Here is a 15,311-nt window from a genome sequence, read left to right as displayed (position 1 = left end):
ATGACTGAGCTGTCACAGGTGTCGGTGACGGCACTCAAGGGTGTCGGTGAAGCCATGGCCGAGAAATTGGCCAAGGTCGGCCTGGAAAATCTTCAGGACGTATTGTTCCACCTGCCCCTGCGCTATCAGGACCGCACCCGCGTGGTGCCCATCGGCCAGTTGCGCCCCGGGCAGGACGCGGTGGTCGAAGGCACCGTCAGCGGCGCCGATGTGGTAATGGGCAAGCGCCGCAGTTTAGTCGTGCGCTTGCAGGACGGTACCGGCGGCCTGAGCCTGCGCTTCTACCATTTCAGCAATGCGCAGAAGGAAGGCCTCAAGCGCGGCACCCGCGTACGTTGCTACGGCGAAGCACGCCCAGGCGCGTCGGGCCTGGAGATCTACCATCCGGAGTACCGCGCCATCACCGGCGACGAGCCGCCGCCAGTGGACACCACCCTGACACCGATTTACCCGCTCACCGAAGGCCTGACCCAACAGCGCCTGCGCCAACTGTGCACACAAACCCTGACGATGCTTGGCCCGAAAAGCCTCCCCGACTGGTTGCCGCTGGAGTTGGCCCGCGACTACCAACTCGCGCCGCTGGACGACGCAATCCGCTACCTGCATCACCCACCGGCCGATGCCGATGTGGACGAATTGGCCCTGGGTCATCACTGGGCCCAGCACCGCCTGGCCTTCGAAGAGCTGCTGACCCACCAACTGTCCCAGCAACGCCTGCGCGAAAGCATGCGCTCCCTGCGCGCACCCGCGATGCCCAAGGCCACGCGGTTACCGGCGCAATACCTGGCTAACCTCGGCTTCGCACCCACCGGCGCCCAACAGCGCGTGGGAAATGAAATCGCCTACGACCTCAGCCAGCAAGAACCGATGCTGCGCCTGATCCAAGGTGACGTAGGCGCCGGCAAAACCGTGGTTGCCGCCCTCGCCGCCTTGCAGGCGCTGGAGGCGGGCTACCAAGTAGCCCTGATGGCACCCACCGAGATCCTCGCCGAGCAGCACTTCATCACGTTCAAGCGCTGGCTCGAACCGCTGGGCCTGGAAGTGGCGTGGCTGGCCGGCAAGCTCAAGGGCAAGAACCGCGTTGCCGCGCTGGAACAGATCGCCGGCGGCGCCCCGATGGTGGTGGGCACCCATGCATTGTTCCAGGACGAAGTCAGGTTCAAGAACCTGGCCCTGGTGATCATCGACGAGCAGCACCGTTTCGGCGTGCAACAACGTCTCGCCCTGCGCCAAAAAGGCGTGGGCGGGCGCATGAACCCGCACCAGTTGATCATGACCGCCACGCCGATCCCGCGCACCCTGGCCATGAGCGCCTACGCCGACCTAGACACCTCGATCCTCGACGAACTGCCCCCTGGCCGTACTCCGGTCAATACCGTGCTGGTCACCGACACCCGGCGTGTCGAAGTGATCGAGCGGGTGCGCGGTGCCTGTGCTGAAGGACGCCAGGCCTACTGGGTATGCACGCTGATCGAGGAGTCCGAAGAACTGACCTGCCAGGCCGCCGAGACGACCTATGAGGACCTTACAAGTGCTCTGGGCGAGCTCAAGGTCGGCCTGATCCACGGGCGCATGAAGCCTGCGGAAAAAGCCGCGGTGATGGCCGAGTTCAAGGCTGGCAACCTGCAATTGCTGGTGGCCACCACCGTGATCGAAGTCGGTGTGGACGTACCCAACGCCAGCCTGATGATCATCGAAAACCCCGAGCGCCTGGGCCTGGCCCAACTGCACCAGTTGCGAGGCCGCGTCGGCCGGGGCAGTGCCGCCAGCCATTGCGTGCTGCTGTATCACCCGCCGTTGTCGCAGATTGGCCGTCAACGCCTGGGCATCATGCGCGAGACCAACGACGGTTTTGTCATTGCCGAAAAGGACCTGGAACTGCGCGGCCCCGGTGAAATGCTCGGTACCCGCCAGACCGGCCTGCTGCAATTCAAGGTCGCCGACCTGATGCGTGACGCCGACCTTCTCCCCGCTGTACGCGATGCCGCCCAAGCGCTGCTGGAGCGTTGGCCGGAGCATGTCAGCCCCTTGCTGGATCGCTGGCTAAGGCACGGGCAGCAATACGGCCAAGTGTGACGCCTGACTCACTTAGTCGACCAACATATGTATCAAGCTGGTTATACTTCGGTGATTGTAGGAAATTGGATCAGGCCATGTCAGAAGTTGCTCTCGCTACAGCCCCACTGACCGCCCCGCCGGTTATTCGGGCTCTGCTCGCAAAACTCGCCATCAGCTACACGGAAGTCGCCGAACAACCTGGCCTGAATTCCGCACGAAAGGTGCAGGCTGTGTTGCTGGAAGATGCGGTGGGCGCACTGATGGTGCTGTTCCCGCAGAACCAACTGCTCGACCTCAACCGCCTCGCCGAACTCACTGGGCGCCGCCTCACGGCTGTATCGCCGGACCGCGTCGAGCGCATGCTCGGCAAGCACGACCTGAGCCTGCTGCCAGGCTTGCCAGCCCTTACCAGTTCGCCCTGCCTGTACGAAGGCAGCCTGCTCAACGAGCCGAGCCTGTTGGTGCACTCTGGCGAAGCCGGGTTGCTGCTGGAAATTTCCAGCGCCGATTTCAAGACCATGCTCACCAAGGCCAGCGCCGGCCACTTTGGCGAGCCACTGAGCAACATCCGCCCCAACCTCGATCGTCCCAACGATGACCGCGAGGAAATCACCCAAGCGATGCAGGCGTTTACCGCCCGACGCATCCAGCAACGCCTGGAAGCGACCATCGAGATTCCACCGCTGGCCGACACGGCGCAGAAGATCATCAAGTTGCGGGTCGACCCCAACGCCACTATCGACGACATCACTGGCGTAGTGGAAACAGACCCAGCGCTGGCCGCCCAAGTGGTGAGTTGGGCCGCGTCGCCGTACTACGCATCACCGGGCAAGATTCGTTCAGTGGAAGACGCCATCGTGCGCGTGCTGGGCTTCGACCTGGTGATCAACCTGGCCCTCGGCTTGGCCCTCGGCAAAACCTTGAGCCTGCCCAAGGACCACCCACACCAGGCTACGCCGTACTGGCACCAGTCGATCTACACCGCCGCCGTGATCGAAGGCCTCACCCGTGCCATGCCACGCGCCCAGCGTCCGGAAGCCGGCCTCACTTACCTGGCCGGCCTGCTGCACAACTTCGGCTATTTGCTGCTGGCCCACGTGTTCCCGCCGCATTTTTCGCTGATCTGCCGTCACCTGGAGGTCAACCCACACCTGTGCCACAGCTACGTGGAACAACACCTGCTAGGCATCAGCCGCGAGCAGATTGGTGCGTGGTTGATGCGCTACTGGGACATGCCGGATGAGTTATCCACAGCCCTGCGCTTCCAGCATGACCCGACCTACGACGGCCAGTACGCCGAGTACCCGAACCTAGTCTGCCTGGCCGTACGCCTGCTGCGCAGCCGTGGCATTGGCTCCGGGCCAGACGAAGCCATCCCGGACGCCCTGCTTGAGCGCCTGGGGCTGAGCCGTGAAAAGGCTGAGGAAGTGGTGGGTAAGGTACTGGATGCCGAGGTGTTGTTGCGCGAGTTGGCCTCGCAGTTCAGCCAGAACTGATTTTTGTGGCGAGGGAGCCAGCTCCCTCGCCACAAAAGCGGCCTCAGGCCTACTTCTTTTTCTTCGGCTTCAAATACTTGGTCAACCCCTGGAACCAGATCACCAGCGCCGGGTTGCCCTTGATCTGGATCGACTTGTCCTGAATCCCCGTCATGAACGCCAGTTGCTTGTTCTTCGCCTGCATCGTGGCGAAGCCGTAGGCGGCATCCTTGAACGCGATCGCAAAGGCAGGCGACGGGTGAACACCCGAACGGCTGGTGATGCGTTGGTCTTTGACGATGAAGTGACGAGCGACCTTGCCGTCGAGGGTCTGCAACTGGAACGCCAGGTCTTTGTCACCCAGCTGTTGCTGGAACGCAGGATTGGTGCGGCTGGCTTTGCCCATCATCAGGCCCAGCACCCAGAGGAGAAGACGAAATTTCATGCACACGGCCTCGGTGTAATTATTGAGTGGCCGCAGCAGTGTAACGATTTGCTAAAAGAACGCCACCGATCTTGCGCATTGGCGGAAGATCGGCTGGCGTTTGACGCTTATAGCGGCATGTTACTTAAACCTTGCGCCCCCAATAGCCGCCCAATGACCTAGGCCGAGACGATTTTGGCCCCACAAAAAATGGGCACCCAACCCAGTTGGCGTGCCCATCTTTTCTACCGCCCCGAGCCCTTTCGGGACGGTACTACCGGTTACTCGTTAACAGTATCTTTCAACGATTTGCCCGGCTTGAAAGCAACGGTGTTGCTTGCCTTGATTTTCACCGGTTCGCCGGTTTGCGGGTTTTTGCCGGTGCGGGCGCCACGGTGGCGCTGCAGGAAGGTGCCGAAGCCAACCAGGGTGACGCTGTCCTTGCGGTGCAGGGCGCCGGTGATTTCTTCGAGAACGGCGTTAAGGACGCGGTTTGCCTGTTCTTTGGTGAGATCCGCTTTTTCAGCGATGGCGGCTGCGAGTTCTGGTTTACGCATGAGTGAAGCCTCTTTGACGGTTTTTTGTTGTTATGTCCGTGCTGCTCTCTTACGGAGCAGCGCCCAAGGCGCCGCAGGCTCTACTCTGCGGCAGACGGGAGTGAGGATGGCATGCCCTCAGGCGCTGCGCCAGTCTCGCGGCGACCTTTCTGGAGGCAAAAACGTGCTTATTCCGACAGAACGACCGGTATTTACGCCAGCAGCGGCGGAAGTTCTTTGTTGAGGGCCAGTTTTTCCATCACTGCAGTGCCGGTCAACGCGTAGCCCAGCAGGCGACCGCTGGCGTCGCGGCACAGGGCCTTGATGTCGGCGCCTTGACCGTCGACGCTCCACACGCCTTCTGTACCCCGTGGGGGTGGCGAGACGACCAGTGGGCAAATCGGGGTTTTCACGGTGACCGGCATCGGGCCGTAGCTGACAGCCGTGGCGTTGCCGGCCAGGGTCTGGGCCAAGGCGCGGGCGCAGCTCATCAGCGGCATCACATACAGCAGGTTCAGGCCGTCGACCTCGGCGCAGTCGCCCAGGGCGTAGATATTGGCGTGGGACGTCTTGAGGTGGCGGTCCACGGTGACGCCACGGTTGGTCTGCAGGCCAGCGGCGGCAGCCAGGTCAACCCGTGGGCGCAGACCGATGGCCGAGACCACCAGGTCGCAGTGGATCACTTCACCGTCCGACAACTGCGCTTCCAGGCCATCGGCGGTACGTTGCAGGCGATTGAGCACCGGGCCCAAGTGGAAGCGCACGCCCAGGCCTTCCAGGCCAGCCTGGACCGCAGCAGCCGCCGCCGGATGCAGCAGGGTCGGCATGACTTGCTCGCACGGCGCCACCAAGTCGATTTCATAGCCGCCAAGGATCAGGTCGTTGGCAAATTCGCAGCCGATCAGACCCGCGCCGAGCAACAGCACGCGGCGCTTACCCGCTGCGGAAGCGCGAAAGCGCGCGTAGTCTTCGAGGTCGTTAATCGGGAAAATCAGCTCTGCCGCATCACCTTCCACCGGTACGCGCACGGTCTCGGCACCCCACGCCAGGATCAGGTCGCGGTAGGCCACGGCCTCCTCGCCAATCCACAGGCGCTTGTGGCCAGGGTCGATGCCACTGACGCGGGTGTGGGTACGCACCTCAGCCTTGAGTTGCTCGGCCATGGCACCGGGTTCAGCCATGCTCAGGCCATCGGCTTCCTTGTTTTTGCCAAAGCCGGTGGAGAGCATGGGCTTGGAGTAGGAGCGCCCGTCATCCGCGGTGATCAGCAGCAATGGGGTCTCACTGTCGAGCTTGCGAAACTCCCGGGCTACGTTGTAACCGGCCAGTCCTGTGCCGATGATCACGACAGGTGCGTTCATTCCTTTCTCCTTGTAGTACGTTTCTTAAAAATTCAGATCAGCCGATTTCGATCATTTCGAAATCCATCTTGCCCACGCCGCAGTCCGGGCACAGCCAGTCTTCGGGAACGTCTTGCCACAGGGTGCCTGGAGCGATTCCGTCATCCGGCCAGCCGTCTTTTTCGTCATAGATCAAGCCGCAGACTACACATTGCCACTTCTTCATTACTTGCTTCCTCAGGGAGTCCAGGCATCTTGGCCGACAGTCGATAGATCCAGCGTTGCCGTTCGGCTCAGGGCGTTTTGTACTGATCGGGGCGTGCAGATGCAAGCACGATCGACGCAAACGGCCGGGTCCCCGCGGCAAAAGTCCGGGGCGTCATGGTAAGCTCGCCGCCTCTTTTGCTGCCAATATTGACTCACTGTGCCGCACTCAACCGCCCTTCCCGCTGCTTGCCAATGGCTGACCCAGAGCCTTCTGGCCCCCGCGCCCGCGCCTCTGACCCTCAATTGGCTGTTCAACGAAGACTCGTTGACGCGGCGGCTGACCTGGCTGTCCAACGACGGTTTCAGCGTGACGCCGCTGTTTGAAGGTTGGCAGCCGCTGCGAGACGACGAATGCGCCGCCCTGAACCTGGCACCAGCCACTGTCGGCTGGGTACGCGAGGTGTATTTGCGCGGGCATGGCCAGCCGTGGGTGTTTGCCCGCAGCGTGGCGTCCCGCAGTGCGTTGCAGGGCGACGGCTTGCACATGGATGAGCTGGGCAGCCGCTCCTTGGGGGAGTTGCTGTTCTGTGACCAGGCATTCACCCGCCAGGCAATCGAAGTGTGCCATTACCCGCGACAGTGGTTGCCCACGGCGGACCAGGCCGACGGGCTGTGGGGCCGTCGCTCGCGCTTCGATCGCGGTGCGCTGAGCGTGCTGGTCGCGGAGATCTTCCTGCCAAGCTTTTGGCACGCGCTGCACGGCCACCCGGAGAACTGCTGATGTATCAACGTCTGCTCAAGTCCTTGAACCGCCTGAACCCCAGGGCCTGGGATTTCATTCAGTTGACGCGCATGGACAAACCCATCGGCATCTACCTGCTGCTGTGGCCGACGCTCTGGGCGTTGTGGATTGCTGGCAAGGGCTCGCCCTCACTCATCAACATCCTGATTTTCGTGCTCGGCGTGGTGCTGACCCGTGCCGGCGGCTGCGTGATCAATGACTGGGCCGACCGCAAGGTCGACGGCCATGTGAAGCGCACGGAGCAACGCCCCTTGGTGAGCGGCAAGATCAGTTCGAAAGAAGCGCTGGTGTTTTTTGCGGTGCTGATGGGCATCAGCTTCCTGCTGGTGCTGCTGACCAACGCGACCACCATCCTGCTATCCCTGGGCGGTTTGGCGCTGGCGGCGAGCTACCCGTTCATGAAGCGCTACACCTATTACCCGCAGGTGGTGCTGGGCGCGGCGTTTTCCTGGGGCATGCCGATGGCGTTCACCGCCGAGACCGGCAGCCTGCCCGCCGCTGCGTGGCTGCTGTATATCGCCAACTTGTTGTGGACGGTGGGGTATGACACCTATTACGCCATGACCGACCGTGACGACGACTTGAAGATCGGCGTGAAGTCCACCGCCATTCTGTTTGGCGATGCGGACCGCGTGATCATCCTGACCCTGCAAGGGCTATCGCTGGTGTGCCTGTTGCTGGCGGGGTCGCGGTTTGAGCTCGGTGGCTGGTTCCACTTGGGGCTGTTGGCGGCTGCGGGGTGTTTTGCCTGGGAGTTCTGGTATACGCGGGACAAGGACCGAATGAAGTGCTTCAAGGCGTTCCTGCATAACCACTGGGCGGGGTTGGCGATTTTTGTGGGGATTGTGTTGGATTACGCGTTGCGCTGAGGTTTGTGGTGTATGGACTGACGCCTTCGCGAGCAAGCCCGCTCCCACATTTGGAATGCGTACCCCTGTGGGAGCGGGCTTGCTCGCGAAGGTCTCAGCGGCGCCTCGGACTCAAGGTTTGATGACGTGCCACGCCCCACCCTTGCCATCACCCGTCTTGTCCCCGGCCTTCTTGTCATCCTTGTAGGTGTACACCGGCTTGCCTTTGTAGGCCCATTGGCTGGTCTGGTCATCGCGGGTGATGACGGTCCAGTCGCCCGCAGGTTTGTCGGTAGACTCAGCCTTCAGCGGCGGCCAGTTGGTCGCGCACTGGTCCTTGCACACAGACTTGCCGTCGGCGTCCTTGTCGAAGGTGTAGAGGGTCAGGCCCTTGTGATCCACCAAGATCCCGTCTTGCGTCATGGCGGGCTCCGCCGCGAACGCCAGGGTCGGCAGCGTCAACGCCGCCGTGACCAGCAGGGCTTTCCAGGAAACAGTGAAGTAAGTCATCGGAACCTTCCTTTTTTGGTTGTAAGGATTCGGACCCAAAGCGTAGTCCACAGAGGCGTGAATTGCCTAAGCGACTAAATTACTGTCACACGACTGCAATAATTCCGTTATCTAATGCGGCGCAAGACAGTTAAATGACAAGAGGATTTAGGCATGGTTGGCAGGAGCATTCTGATCGTTGACGACGAAGCGCCCATTCGCGAGATGATCGCCGTCGCGTTGGAAATGGCCGGCTATGACTGCCTGGAGGCGGAAAACTCCCAGCAGGCCCATGCCATTATCGTCGACCGTAAACCGGACCTGATCCTGCTGGACTGGATGCTGCCCGGTACCTCCGGTATCGAATTGGCCCGCCGTCTCAAGCGTGACGAACTGACCGGGGATATCCCGATCATCATGCTTACCGCCAAGGGCGAAGAGGACAACAAGATCCAGGGCCTGGAAGTAGGCGCCGACGACTACATCACCAAGCCGTTTTCCCCGCGGGAACTGGTGGCCCGCCTGAAAGCCGTCTTGCGCCGCGCCGGCCCTACCGATGGCGAAGCGCCGATTGAAGTCGGCGGCCTGCTGCTCGATCCCATCAGCCACCGCGTGACCATCGACGGTAAGCCCGCCGAAATGGGCCCTACCGAATACCGCCTGCTGCAATTTTTCATGACCCACCAGGAACGCGCCTACACCCGTGGGCAGTTGTTGGACCAGGTCTGGGGCGGCAACGTGTACGTAGAAGAACGCACCGTGGATGTGCATATCCGTCGCCTGCGCAAAGCCTTGGGCGATGCCTACGAGAATCTGGTACAAACCGTGCGCGGTACTGGCTACAGATTCTCCACCAAGGGCTGAGCCAGCCGCTTCCTGATTCAAGAGCCTGACTTAACAGCTGAAAGGACGCGTGTTCAAGTGAACCAAAACTGGCATGGCACCCTGATCCGCCACATGCTTTTGCTGATCACCGGCTGCCTGCTGGTAGGCCTGATCAGCGGCTACTACGGCTGGAGCCTGGCCATCGGCATCGGCCTGTACCTGGGCTGGACCCTCAAGCAGCTACTGCGCCTGCACGAATGGCTGCGCCAGCACAAACCCGATGAAGCGCCACCTGACGGCTACGGCTTGTGGGGCGAGGTGTTCGACAGCATCTACCACTTGCAGCGCCGCGACCAACGAGTACGCGGGCGCCTGCAAGCGGTGATCGACCGGGTGCAAGAGTCCACCGCCGCGCTGAAAGACGCGGTGATCATGCTCGACAGCGATGGCAACCTGGAATGGTGGAACCGCGCCGCCGAGACCCTGCTGGGCCTCAAGACGCCCCAGGACAGCGGCCAGCCGGTGACCAACCTGGTGCGCCACCCACGCTTCAAGGAGTACTTCGAACAGGAGAACTACGAAGAAGCGCTGGAAATTCCCTCGCCCACCAACGACCGCGTACGCATCCAGCTGTACCTGACGCGCTACGGCAACAATGAACACTTGATGCTGGTACGCGACGTCACCCGCATCCATCAGTTGGAACAGATGCGCAAAGACTTCGTCGCTAACGTCTCCCATGAGTTGCGCACGCCATTGACGGTGATCTGCGGTTACCTGGAAACGCTGCTGGACAACGTCGAAGAGATCAACCCACGCTGGAGCCGTGCCCTGCAGCAGATGCAGCAACAGGGCTCACGCATGCAAACCCTGCTCAATGACCTGCTGTTGCTGGCCAAACTGGAAGCCACGGACTACCCGTCGGACAACCATCCGGTGACCGTGCAAAGCCTGTTGCAGACCATCAAGAACGACGCCCAGGCCCTCTCCGGCCAGCGCGGCCAGCAGATCACCCTGGAAGCCGACCCACAGGTGTTGCTCAAGGGCAGCGAGGGCGAGTTACGCAGCGCGTTCTCCAACCTGGTGTTCAACGCGGTGAAGTACACCCAGGACAAAGGCAATATTCGCATCCGCTGGTGGGCCGACGAACACGGCGCGCACTTGAGCGTGCAGGACTCCGGCATCGGCATCGACGCCAAGCACCTGCCGCGCCTTACCGAGCGTTTCTACCGCGTCGACTCCAGCCGCAACTCCAACACCGGCGGCACCGGGCTGGGCCTGGCCATCGTCAAGCATGTACTGCTGCGCCACCGCGCGCGCTTGGAAATCAGCAGTGTGCTGGGCCATGGCAGTACGTTCACCTGCCATTTTCCGCCGGCTCAAGTGACGCGCACACGGCTGGTCGGGAATGATGAATAACCTGAAGTAACGACGACCCAATGTGGGAGCTGCTGATACTTTGCTGTCTCCGCCCAGCAGTGGGCACTAGGCAAGCGCCCCATCAGCCGCTACATTGGCCGACTTGCGCCTGCCTTTCAGGCCCTCCTGTCACCCCTTATTGAACACACGGAACCTGCAAAACCCCATCATGGACCCTTCCCCTGGTATTACCCTCGCTACACTCTTCGCCGACTTCGGCATGATTCTTTTTGCACTGATCCTGGTACTGCTCAACGGTTTCTTCGTTGCGGCGGAATTTGCCATGGTCAAACTGCGCTCCACCCGGGTCGAGGCCATCGCCCACACCAACGGCTGGCGCGGGCAGATCCTGCGCACCGTACACAGCCAGCTCGACGCCTACCTGTCGGCCTGCCAGCTGGGTATCACTCTCGCCTCCCTGGGCCTGGGTTGGGTCGGTGAGCCGGCCTTTGCGCACATCCTTGAGCCGTTGCTGGGTGCCGTGGGCGTCGAGTCGCCCGAGGTGATCAAGGGCGTGTCGTTCTTCGCGGCGTTCTTCGTGATTTCCTACCTGCACATCGTGGTCGGTGAACTGGCGCCCAAGTCTTGGGCTATTCGCAAGCCCGAGCTGCTGTCGCTGTGGACCGCTGTGCCGCTGTACCTGTTCTACTGGGCCATGTACCCGGCGATCTACCTGCTCAACGCCAGTGCCAACGCCATCCTGCGCATCGCTGGCCAAGGCGAGCCTGGCCCGCACCACGAACACCATTACAGCCGCGAAGAACTCAAGCTGATCCTGCACTCCAGCCGTGGCCAGGACCCGAGCGACCAAGGTATGCGCGTACTGGCTTCGGCCGTGGAAATGGGCGAGCTGGAAGTGGTGGACTGGGCCAACTCTCGGGAAGACCTGGTGACCCTGGACTTCAACGCCCCGCTCAAGGAAATCCTCGCGCTGTTCCGCCGTCACAAATTCAGCCGCTACCCGGTGTATGACGCGGTGCGCAACGAGTTCGTGGGCCTGTTGCACATCAAGGACCTGCTGTTGGAACTGGCGGCCCTGGATCACATCCCCGAATCGTTCAACCTCGCCGAGCTGACCCGCCCGCTGGAGCGCGTGTCGCGGCATATGCCGCTGTCGCAGTTGCTGGAGCAGTTCCGCAAAGGCGGCGCGCACTTTGCCCTGGTGGAAGAAGCCGACGGCAAGGTCATCGGCTACCTGACCATGGAAGACGTGCTGGAAGTGCTGGTGGGCGATATCCAGGACGAACACCGCAAGGCCGAGCGCGGCATCCTGGCCTATCAGCCGGGCAAGCTGCTGGTACGTGGCGACACGCCGCTGTTCAAGGTGGAACGCCTGCTGGGCATCGACCTGGACCACATTGAAGCCGAGACCCTGGCCGGACTGATCTACGAAACCCTGAAACGGGTGCCGGAAGAGGAAGAAGTGCTGGAAGTGGAAGGCTTGCGCATCATCATCAAGAAGATGAAAGGGCCGAAGATCGTATTGGCCAAAGTCCTGCTGCTGAACTGACCTTTAATTGCCCAACGCAAAGTTGGGCAATGCCCCCACCGGCTGGTTGAACTCATACGGGATCGACACCAGCCCCGCCTCGGTGGCGCGCTGTACCACAAAATGCAAATGAGGCCCGCTGCTGTTGCCGGTATTGCCCGACAACCCCAGCGGGCTGCCTACCGCCACACGCTGCCCCACCCTGACACCGACCGAACCTTGCTTGAGGTGCAGGTACACGCCCTCGGTGCCGTCATCATGCTTCACCCGCACGAAATTCCCTGACGCATCACTGCCGCGCCCACTCTGTTCATTTTCGGTTTTCACCACCACGCCGCTGCGTGCCGCAATGATCGGCGTGCCTTCGGGCATGGCGATGTCCATGGCGTAGCGGCTCTTGGCATCGGTGTGGCTGAAGCTGCCGTTGGGGCCTTGGGTCAGGCGGAAAGGGCCGCCGCGCCAGGGGAAGGCGTAGCGGTAGGCTTGCTGTGGATACGCGGTTTTTGGCCGGTCGAAAACAGGCCGCTGGACCTTGCGCTCCTGGATCACGAACGCCTGGGCGCCGGGCGTTTGCCGGTCGCTGAAAAACACCACGCCATTGGCATCGGTGGATTTGTAGAGGGTCATGGCCTGGGTCGTGGTAGCGACGATCACCAGTGCGCAACACAGCGAAAAGCGCATGAGCATGGCGTAAACCTGCCGGGATGACTGAACGGCAGGTTAACGAGGTTTGATGACAACTTTAGGCCGGCAGCCCGTTGAAACAAATATCCACGTCCATTTGGGCAGCCGCTGACAGATTGACCAGGGCATCCAGAGAGAGCTTGTCGATCTTGCCAGTGAGGACGTCGTTTAGTCGGGGCTGACTGATGCCCAGCCTGCACGCTGCATCTTTTTGAGAAAGCTCCCAGCTACGAATGGTCTGGCACAATTCCCTGAGCAGTTTCGAACGCAGCCGCATATTGGCGGCTTGCTGGGGTGACTCTTCCAGAGCATCCCAAACGTTACTGAAGCGTTCGCCGTCAAATTTTTGATTTTTCATGGAATTACCCTAACTCCTGCAATCTGGCGCGAGCCAATTCGATATCCCGCCCTTCGGTTTTCTGTGTGGTTTTGCGCAGCGCGTGCAGCACATAAACGGCTTCAGGCCGGTTGACCACATAGAACACACGAAACGCTCCCGACTCCTCTGTAATCCGAATCTCACTGACGCCCCGCCCAATGGTTTTCATCGGCTTGCAATCAAAGGGCTGCTCACCTTGCTGCAAGAGATCCAACTGAAAACCTGCTGCCCTTTTGGCATCAAGCGGGAACGCTTTGAGATCCTTGAGCGAGCTTCCTAGAAACACCACATCCTTGTGCCTTGGCATCGGCTTCTCCTTTCCTGGAAAGAAAAAGCGTAATCGACGATTCAACCACAGGGATCGGGGCTTTGTTTCAAGGCATAGCAAAGGCTCGATAACGCAGAGGCGTTAACGGAAGGCTATATCGAAACAGATATAAATCAAGCCCAGCACCGGGAATCAGACCGCCGGTTGATTCCCGATATTCAGGGGCTTACGCACCCGGCACAAAATGCTTCTGTGCGGTACCGCGTGCGATCAGGCGGGAGATGTAGTCGAGCTTCTGCGCATCCTGGTCGATAAACCGGAAGGTCAGTTGCAGCCAGTCGCTGTCGGGCTTGGGCTCGTAGGCCACAACGGCGTGCAGGTAGCCGTTGAGACGTGCGACTTCGGCGTTGTCGCCTTGCTCAAGGTCGAGTACGGCGCTTTCCAGTACCTGGGGCAGGACTTCACCGCGACGCACCACCAGCAGCGCTTCCTTGATGCTCAAGCCTTTGATCACGCATTGCTGGTTACCGCTGGACAGCCGCAACTGGCCCTGGCCACGACCACTCGCTGGCGATACCGCAGGTGCCTGTACGGGCGGGCTGTTGAGCAGGCCTTTGTTGGGTGCCGGAGCAGCGGCCGCCACAGGGGCGGACTTGACCGCTTCGGGCTTGCCGCCGGTCAAGGCGCTCAGCGAATCGTTGCCGAACGCGGAGTTCATCTTGGTCGGTGCGCTGGCGACCAAAGCGTCCAGGCGACCGATCTTGTGCAGGGCCTGCTTGACCTTGTTCAGCAACTGCTCGTTGGTGAACGGCTTGCTGACGTAGCCAGAAACCCCAGCCTGGATGGCCTGCACCACGTTTTCCTTGTCGCCACGGCTGGTCACCATCACGAACGGCATGGCTTTGAGGTGAGGCTGCTCGCGGCACCAGGTCAACAGCTCAAGGCCGGACATCTCTGGCATTTCCCAGTCGCACAGCACCAGGTCGAAGCTCTCGCGCATCAGGATGGCCTGGGCCTTTTTGCCGTTCACCGCGTCTTCAAGCTTGATCCCGGGGAAGTAGTTGCGCAGGCACTTCTTCACCAGGTCGCGGATAAACGAGGCGTCATCCACCACCAATACACTGACTTTGCTCATCGACCCTTCATCCTATAAAAACCTCGGCACGCACTACGCCTGACTGATGGCATTTTGCCAAAAACTCTGCAGTCACGTTCGGACTTTATTTAGCCCAAGACGCAAAATCAGCTGCCACAAACGAAAACGCCCGACCAAAGGCCGGGCGTTATTTTCTCGGGCAATCTTACTTATCGTCAGATTCGCCCGGAACATTAGGGATTAGATCAGCCGAGCCTTCAACTTCGGCCTTCATGCGCTTGAGGCCCATGTGCCGTACGTCGGTGCCACGAACCAGGTAGATCACCAGTTCCGAGATATTGCGGGCGTGGTCGCCGATCCGCTCCAGGGAACGCAGCACCCAGATAATGCTCAAGACCCGCGAGATAGAGCGCGGGTCTTCCATCATGTAGGTGGCCAGCTCACGCAGGGCAGTCTTGTATTCGCGGTCGATGATCTTGTCGTACTGCGCCACCGACAACGCCAGTTCGGCGTCGAAGCGGGCGAATGCGTCGAGCGCGTCGCGCACCATGTTGCGCACCTGGTCGCCGATATGGCGCACTTCCACGTAACCGCGCGGCGCCTCGCCTTCTTCGCACAGCTGGATGGCACGGCGGGCGATCTTGGTGGCTTCGTCACCGATGCGCTCCAGGTCGATCACCGACTTGGAGATGCTGATGATCAAACGCAGGTCGGACGCCGCCGGCTGGCGACGGGCGAGAATGCGCAGGCATTCTTCGTCGATGTTGCGTTCCATCTGGTTGATCTGGTCATCGATCTCACGCACTTGCTGGGCCAGGCCCGAGTCGGCCTCGATCAGCGCGGTGACGGCGTCGTTGACTTGCTTCTCCACCAGCCCGCCCATCGCCAGGAGGTGGCTGCGCACTTCCTCAAGCTCGGCGTTGAACTGCGCGGAGATGTGATGGGTAAGGCCTTCTTTGCTAATCATGTTGG

At 61.1% G+C, this 15,311-nt stretch carries 17 protein-coding genes; 7 read left to right on the top strand and 10 right to left on the bottom strand.

Translation table 11 applies throughout. From position 1 onward, the window contains the following. The gene (gene recG, locus HF257_RS17140; protein WP_185709997.1) at positions 1-2,076 is read left to right on the top strand and encodes an ATP-dependent DNA helicase RecG; all 2,076 of its coding nucleotides are present in this window, start codon (positions 1-3) and stop codon (positions 2,074-2,076) included. A gap of 77 nt (positions 2,077-2,153) precedes the next feature. Beyond that, positions 2,154-3,554, top strand: coding sequence for an HDOD domain-containing protein (locus HF257_RS17135; RefSeq protein ID WP_185709998.1), 1,401 nt, complete (start codon positions 2,154-2,156; stop codon positions 3,552-3,554). 49 nt (positions 3,555-3,603) lie between these two features. On the opposite strand, the gene HF257_RS17130 is transcribed toward HF257_RS17135, so the two are convergent. The 4 genes from HF257_RS17130 to HF257_RS17115 all read right to left on the bottom strand — a co-directional run bounded on the left by HF257_RS17130 (position 3,604) and on the right by HF257_RS17115 (position 6,059). Then, positions 3,604-3,978, bottom strand: coding sequence for a hypothetical protein (locus HF257_RS17130; protein ID WP_010207528.1), 375 nt, complete (start codon positions 3,976-3,978; stop codon positions 3,604-3,606). A gap of 260 nt (positions 3,979-4,238) precedes the next feature. Beyond that, positions 4,239-4,514 carry an HU family DNA-binding protein gene (locus tag HF257_RS17125; protein ID WP_095014020.1) on the bottom strand — a complete coding sequence of 92 codons (276 nt, stop codon included), beginning with the start codon at positions 4,512-4,514 and terminating at the stop codon, positions 4,239-4,241. A 191-nt stretch (positions 4,515-4,705) separates the two neighbouring features. Next, positions 4,706-5,854: an NAD(P)/FAD-dependent oxidoreductase gene (locus HF257_RS17120; protein ID WP_185709999.1), complete on the bottom strand. Its 1,149-nt coding sequence runs from the start codon at positions 5,852-5,854 to the stop codon at positions 4,706-4,708. Between the two features lie 37 nt (positions 5,855-5,891). Next, entirely contained in the window at positions 5,892-6,059 is a 168-nt protein-coding gene (locus tag HF257_RS17115) for a rubredoxin (protein ID WP_003213373.1), read from the bottom strand. Between the two features lie 198 nt (positions 6,060-6,257). Here HF257_RS17115 and HF257_RS17110 point away from each other — a divergent pair, with 198 nt between their 5' ends. Together HF257_RS17110 and ubiA are read left to right on the top strand one after the other, a co-directional pair. Next, positions 6,258-6,821, top strand: coding sequence for a chorismate--pyruvate lyase family protein (locus HF257_RS17110; protein WP_185710000.1), 564 nt, complete (start codon positions 6,258-6,260; stop codon positions 6,819-6,821). After that, positions 6,821-7,711 (top strand): 4-hydroxybenzoate octaprenyltransferase, encoded by an 891-nt coding sequence (ubiA, locus tag HF257_RS17105; RefSeq protein ID WP_185710001.1) that lies wholly within the window; start codon positions 6,821-6,823, stop codon positions 7,709-7,711. Before HF257_RS17110 ends, ubiA begins: the two co-directional genes overlap by 1 nt. Positions 7,712-7,822: 111 nt before the next feature. Here ubiA and HF257_RS17100 read toward each other — a convergent pair whose 3' ends face one another. After that, complete coding sequence (locus HF257_RS17100; protein WP_185710002.1) at positions 7,823-8,200, bottom strand: COG4315 family predicted lipoprotein; 378 nt, start codon at positions 8,198-8,200, stop codon at positions 7,823-7,825. A gap of 153 nt (positions 8,201-8,353) precedes the next feature. Here HF257_RS17100 and phoB point away from each other — a divergent pair, with 153 nt between their 5' ends. The 3 genes from phoB to HF257_RS17085 all read left to right on the top strand — a co-directional run bounded on the left by phoB (position 8,354) and on the right by HF257_RS17085 (position 11,933). Then, positions 8,354-9,043 (top strand): phosphate regulon transcriptional regulator PhoB, encoded by a 690-nt coding sequence (gene phoB, locus HF257_RS17095; RefSeq protein ID WP_003176964.1) that lies wholly within the window; start codon positions 8,354-8,356, stop codon positions 9,041-9,043. 93 nt (positions 9,044-9,136) lie between these two features. Next, the gene (gene phoR / locus HF257_RS17090) at positions 9,137-10,423 is read left to right on the top strand and encodes a phosphate regulon sensor histidine kinase PhoR (RefSeq protein ID WP_198913737.1); all 1,287 of its coding nucleotides are present in this window, start codon (positions 9,137-9,139) and stop codon (positions 10,421-10,423) included. Positions 10,424-10,592: 169 nt separating this feature from the next. Further along, positions 10,593-11,933, top strand: coding sequence for a hemolysin family protein (locus HF257_RS17085; protein ID WP_185710004.1), 1,341 nt, complete (start codon positions 10,593-10,595; stop codon positions 11,931-11,933). 3 nt (positions 11,934-11,936) lie between these two features. Here the strand turns inward: HF257_RS17085 and HF257_RS17080 are convergent, their stop codons facing one another. From HF257_RS17080 to phoU, 5 genes are all read right to left on the bottom strand, one after another. Next, entirely contained in the window at positions 11,937-12,599 is a 663-nt protein-coding gene (locus HF257_RS17080) for a M23 family metallopeptidase (protein WP_185710005.1), read from the bottom strand. Between the two features lie 55 nt (positions 12,600-12,654). Further along, complete coding sequence (locus HF257_RS17075) at positions 12,655-12,954, bottom strand: helix-turn-helix domain-containing protein (protein WP_185710006.1); 300 nt, start codon at positions 12,952-12,954, stop codon at positions 12,655-12,657. Positions 12,955-12,958: 4 nt separating this feature from the next. Continuing rightward, positions 12,959-13,282, bottom strand: a complete 324-nt coding sequence (locus tag HF257_RS17070) for a type II toxin-antitoxin system RelE/ParE family toxin (protein WP_185710007.1) — start codon at positions 13,280-13,282, stop codon at positions 12,959-12,961. Between the two features lie 187 nt (positions 13,283-13,469). After that, positions 13,470-14,378, bottom strand: coding sequence for a response regulator (locus HF257_RS17065; RefSeq protein WP_185710008.1), 909 nt, complete (start codon positions 14,376-14,378; stop codon positions 13,470-13,472). Positions 14,379-14,544: 166 nt separating this feature from the next. Beyond that, positions 14,545-15,306, bottom strand: coding sequence for a phosphate signaling complex protein PhoU (gene phoU / locus HF257_RS17060; RefSeq protein WP_010207581.1), 762 nt, complete (start codon positions 15,304-15,306; stop codon positions 14,545-14,547). Positions 15,307-15,311 lie beyond the last annotated feature (5 nt).

The organism is Pseudomonas cremoris, from assembly GCF_014230465.1.
This window is presented reverse-complemented; position numbering and strand designations above follow the sequence as displayed.